The 1,548-nt window shown below is 35.9% G+C and carries 2 protein-coding genes; both read left to right on the forward strand.

The genetic code is table 11. The features are described 5' to 3' along the window. Window positions 1-86 precede the first annotated feature (86 nt). Window positions 87-545 carry a hypothetical protein gene (locus tag QUB16_RS33330; RefSeq protein ID WP_333322676.1) on the forward strand — a complete coding sequence of 153 codons (459 nt, stop codon included), beginning with the start codon at window positions 87-89 and terminating at the stop codon, window positions 543-545. Further along, a complete protein-coding gene (locus QUB16_RS33335; protein ID WP_333322678.1) occupies window positions 542-1,495 on the forward strand; it encodes a glycoside hydrolase family 130 protein in 954 nt (317 codons plus the stop codon). Before QUB16_RS33330 ends, QUB16_RS33335 begins: the two co-directional genes overlap by 4 nt. The last annotated feature ends 53 nt before the right edge of the window (window positions 1,496-1,548 follow it).

Consider the following 1,548-nt stretch of genomic DNA (forward strand, 5'->3'; position numbering starts at 1 on the left):
GAGTATTTCTACTTATTTCATAACTGAGATGCTCCCCGAATCATAAGCTTTTCTGTATTTAAAGATACAACTTGCCAAATTGTTATGTGATAAAGTTAAACTTGTGGAAACCTAAAAAAAACATAGATTGGAGTGTAATGATGTTACGCCATGTAATATCAGTTAGTTTAGCAATGACCGCCTGCGCAGCTCTTATGCCTACAAAGGCAAATGCTGCTACTTTCACACTTCTACCCGTTGGCTCTTTACAAAAAAGACCAGGTGACTCAATTGAATTTACATTAACATTCGATCCATCGGGAATTCCAAGTAATGATGGAAAAGTAAAGATCAGAAAAGTTGATGTGACTCCTACTTATGATGGTAGTGAGTTATCTTTTGATCCTAACCGAAGCTGGAGCCTTTCGTCCTATACATTGACCAATACAACAAATATAGCTAGTTTTTTCTTGACTGTTCTTCCAGGTGTTATAAAAGATGGAAATAGTGATTTCTTTGGGGTAAGTGTACAGTATGATTATAATACTGATCGGGGGGTAGAATGAAGAGAATTTATGTCAGTAATGCGTCAATAACAAGAGGATTTTCATCAAACTGCTTCAACCCATCTTTAGTATATTATCAAGGAGATTTATGGTTTTTTTATCGTTATCGGTTTAAACGCAGCGAACTGTTTAACAATATTGGTTTTGTGAAATTAGATTCTAATTTTAAACCTACTAGCAGGCACCAGACTCTTAAAATTCCAAAAGTTACAGAAAAAATTAAATCATGCAACGACCCTCGTGCATTTGTCTGGAAGGATAAATTGTACCTTTCGTGCCAACAAGATAGTTTTGTAAACAATACTTGGTCAACCTCAGTAGTATTAGGAAATGTAGACTTGAATAATGGTCAACTAGAGAATATTCACGTACCTAATTACGGTAAAAATTTCAACTACTGTATTACAGATGCACCACCTGCATTTGAAAGGAACTGGACTCCCTTAATAGTTGATAATGACTTTTACATAATTTATCGAATCAATCCTTTAACTGTAATAAAATTCTGCCCTCAACAACAAATTTGGACAGAAGTAGAAGTAACTCACAAGGATTCGATAATTCCATATCAAACTTACGTGTCGGGTGGGACACCTTTAATTCCATGGCGTGGGTCCGAGTACATCGGGCTATTTCATACTTATGTGAAGACAGATGAAGATCGACGTTTCTACTCTATGGGTTTTTACACTGTAGATGTAAATGAATGGCGTGTGACAAGTATTTCTCCTAAACCAATTCTGACTCCATGGAAAAACAAATGGAAAGATAGCAGACGACACATAGTGAAAAGGATGTTTGTAGAAACTCCCAGTTATGAGGTGGTATTTCCTGCAGGTATAATTGATTGTGGTAATGCCTGGGCTGTAAGTTATGGCTGGAATGACTGCCGTTGTTATATAGATATTTATGAAAAAAATATGGTTATTGAATCTTTAATACCTTGTTAGGCTGTGCGGCGAATCAAGGGAGCATCTCAGTTATGAAATAAGTAGAAATACTT

Origin of the sequence: Microcoleus sp. D3_18a_C4 (assembly GCF_036702415.1) — a bacterium.
In the GTDB taxonomy this organism is placed as follows: Bacteria; Cyanobacteriota; Cyanobacteriia; order Cyanobacteriales; family Microcoleaceae; genus Microcoleus.